Below are 2750 nucleotides of genomic sequence, written 5' to 3'. Positions count from 1 at the left end.
GCGGAAGCGCCCGCCACGAGCGGGGTGTTCGGGCCGCCGCCGGTGATGTCGCCGTCGGCGCCGCCCGTGACACACGTACCCGGGCAGCGGGCCGATGCCGTGGTGGCGGACACGGTCCCGCCGGAGTCACCCTCTGAGCAGTCGGCGCCGGGCAGGCTGTCACTGAGCGTGGCCGCCGCGTCCACGAGCACGGCGAACGGGCGTGGCCGGAAGGTGAGTTGCTCGGTCGCCCTGGCGATCGCGGGAGCGTTCGCGGTGGTGAGTGCGGGGGCGCTGTTCGGGCTCGGGGTGCTGCAGAGCGAGGACGAGAAGGGTGACACGGCCGCCGAGAAACCGTCGGCGAGCAGCAGTTCGAACGACGAGAACCAGTACTCGGAGCAGCCGGGGGACGCCGAGGGCGGGTTGCCGGAGAAGTACCTGGGCACCTGGGAGGGTGAGGGCTACGCCCTCGGCGGCAACCTCCCCGCCGGAACCTTCACCGTCACCCTCGAACAGGCCTCGGTGGGCGACCCGTTGGGCACCTTCCGCTCCGTCGACCTCCTCGGCGGCACCTGCGACGACAAGCTCGTCCTCAAGAAGGTCACCCGGGACAGCATCCTCGCCACGAGCATCGCCGACACCAAGAACAACCCCGGCACCTGCACCAAGAACACCCACGAGATCACCCTCACCCCCGTCGGTGCCGAACTCCAGTACACGGCGAACAACGCGGACGCGGGCGACCCGACGGCCCGACTGGCGAAGGTGAAGTGACGTGAGGGCGGCGGCGGTTCGGCTGCGGCGGGAAAGAGACGACGGCCGCTGCGGGCCGAAAGGCGAGGGGCGCAGCCCCTGCTTTTCAGGGGCGCGGGGAACTGCGCGACCAGCCCCCACCGGACCCGCACCTGGGGGTAGAAGGGGCACCGCCCCTCAGGGATGGGACGGGTAGGGGCGGCGGGGGCGACCGAACCCCGCCACACCACAGGCACCCGCCTCATAGGCTGACCACGTGGCTCTCGACCCCTGGCTGATCGCACTCACCACGGCCGCCGCCCTGTGGGGCGGAGCCGTGGGCACACTGCTCCCCCGCCCCGCGTACCGCTTCACCGTCGACGAGGAACACCCCTGGCAGCACGAATGCCCCGCCGGCCACCGCATCACCGGCATCGCCTCCGGCTGGCTCGGCCCGGCCCGCTGCCCAACACCCCCCACCTGCGCCTACGGCCCCCGCACCACCACCGTCGCCACCACGACCGCCCTGGTCTGCGCCGCCCTCGCCCTGGCCACCGGCCTCCGCCCCGAACTCGCCGTATGGCTGCTCCTCGCCCCGCTGGGTGTACTGCTCACGCTCGTCGACCTCAGGGCACAACGCCTCCCGGACCCCCTGACCCTGCCCTTCGCGGGCCTGGCCCTCGCGCTGCTGGGCGCGGTCGCGTTCGTCCCCGAGCACGCGGGCCAGTGGCGTACGGCGCTGTACGGCGCGCTCGCCCTCGGCGGCCTCTACTTCCTCTTCTTCCTCATCCGACCCGTGGCCCTCGGCTTCGGCGACGTGAAGCTGGCCCTGGGCCTCGGCGCCGTCCTCGGCTGGTACGGCTGGGGCGCGCTGTACCTCGGCACGTTCGCCGGCGCGCTCATCGGAAGCGCCTGCACCCTGGTCCTGGCGGCCCGGGGCCGCGCCGTACGCGGACAACTGGTCGCCCTGGGACCGTTCATGATCGCCGGTGCGTACGTCGGGCTGCTGCTGGAGGCGTACGCGGCGTGAGACGGCCCCGCACGCCGGGCACCCGGTGCCCCCGGGTGATGCCGCGCCACGGAGTTGTCCACAGGCGGACGGGCTGACGTCGGGTGATCCGCAGCCCTGGCGTAGGCTGGCCGGGTCCGTTCAACCCTTACGAAAGGGACGCTCCCGGTGACCGAGAAGGCCGACCTCCAGTCCGTTCTCGACCGTGCCGCCGAGGGTGGGCGGATCACGCCAGAGGAGGCGCTCGACCTCTACCGCGATGCCCCGCTGCACGCGCTGGGCGCCGCCGCCGACGCCGTACGCAAGCGGCGGTACGCGGGCACGGAACACATCGCGACGTACATCATCGAGCGGAACATCAACTACACGAACGTGTGCGTCACGGCGTGCAAGTTCTGCGCGTTCTACGCCCCGCCGAAGGACAAGGACAAGGGCTGGACCCGCGACCTCGACGACATCCTGCGCCGCTGCGCGGAGACCGTCGAGCTGGGCGGTACACAGATCATGTTCCAGGGCGGGCACCACCCCGACTACGGGGTGGAGTACTACGAGACGCACTTCGCCGCCATCAAGAAGGCCTTCCCGCAGCTGGTCATCCACTCCCTGGGCGCGTCCGAGGTCGAGCACATGGCCCGGATCTCCAAGGTGGGCGTGGAGGAGGCGATCACCCGGATCCACGCGGCCGGTCTGGACTCCTTCGCCGGCGCCGGCGCGGAGCTGCTGCCCGCGCGCCCCCGCAAGGCCATCGCTCCGCTGAAGGAGTCCGGTGAGCGCTGGCTGGAGATCATGGAGATCGCGCACGGGCTGGGCGTGGAGTCCACGTCCACGATGCTCATGGGCACCGGCGAGACCAACGCCGAGCGCATCGAGCACCTGCGGATGATCCGTGACGTCCAGGACCGCACCGGCGGCTTCCGCGCCTTCATCCCGTACACCTACCAGCCCGAGAACAACCACCTGAAGGGCCGTACGCAGGCCACGCTCTTCGAGTACCTGCGGATGATCGCCATCGCGCGGCTCTTCATGGACA

Annotated in this window: 3 protein-coding genes; all 3 read left to right on the top strand. The window is 71.3% G+C overall.

The window, feature by feature from the left end:
* Positions 1–168 precede the first annotated feature (168 nt).
* Complete coding sequence (locus tag AWZ10_RS10980; protein ID WP_244172458.1) at positions 169–753, top strand: hypothetical protein; 585 nt, start codon at positions 169–171, stop codon at positions 751–753.
* A gap of 235 nt (positions 754–988) precedes the next feature.
* Positions 989–1741, top strand: a complete 753-nt coding sequence (locus tag AWZ10_RS10975; RefSeq protein ID WP_060890971.1) for a prepilin peptidase — start codon at positions 989–991, stop codon at positions 1739–1741.
* A 147-nt stretch (positions 1742–1888) separates the two neighbouring features.
* Positions 1889–2750: radical SAM protein (locus tag AWZ10_RS10970; RefSeq protein WP_060890970.1), on the top strand; the 862-nt coding region annotated here is incomplete at its 3' end.

It is taken from the genome of Streptomyces europaeiscabiei (genome assembly GCF_001550375.1).
GTDB classification, from domain to species: Bacteria; Actinomycetota; Actinomycetes; order Streptomycetales; family Streptomycetaceae; genus Streptomyces; species Streptomyces europaeiscabiei.
This window is presented reverse-complemented; position numbering and strand designations above follow the sequence as displayed.